This is a genomic window from Kocuria tytonicola (assembly GCF_003687455.1).
In the GTDB taxonomy this organism is placed as follows: Bacteria; Actinomycetota; Actinomycetes; order Actinomycetales; family Micrococcaceae; genus Kocuria; species Kocuria tytonicola.
This window is the reverse complement of sequence record NZ_PHOA01000229.1, coordinates 1-397: the sequence shown is the minus strand read 5'-3', so window position 1 is coordinate 397 and position 397 is coordinate 1. Positions and strand designations below refer to the sequence as shown.

Sequence of the window (397 nt, the reverse complement as noted above, 5' to 3'; positions counted from 1 at the left end):
ATTACGACCTGCTGGGGCTCATGGTCAACGTCACCGCCGCCTCCACATGGATGCGATTGCCGGGGCTGATTGCGGGCTTGGTTACGTGGCTGATCCTGTCCCGGGAGGTGCTGCCGCGACTGGGCGTGAAGATTAACAATCGGCAGGTGGCGCACTGGACCACCGCGGCGATGTTCGAGCTGTTCTGGATGGTGTACAACAACGGCACCCGGCCCGAGCCCGTCATTGCCGTGTTTGCCATTTTGACCTGGGTTTCCTTCGAACGCGCCATCGCCACCCGTCGGCTGCTGCCCGCGGCGGTGGGCACCATCCTTGCTGCCCTTGCACTGGGGGCCGGACCCACGGGGCTCATCGCCGTTGCCGCCATGCTGGCTTCCCTGGGTGTGCTGATCCGGAT

The 397-nt window shown here is 64.7% G+C and carries 1 protein-coding gene; it reads left to right on the top strand.

The window, feature by feature from the left end; translation table 11 throughout:
* Positions 1–20: 20 nt before the first annotated feature.
* Positions 21–397, top strand: a 377-nt coding sequence (locus CWC38_RS11970; RefSeq protein ID WP_240625264.1) for an arabinosyltransferase domain-containing protein, incomplete at its 3' end; no start/stop codon positions are given.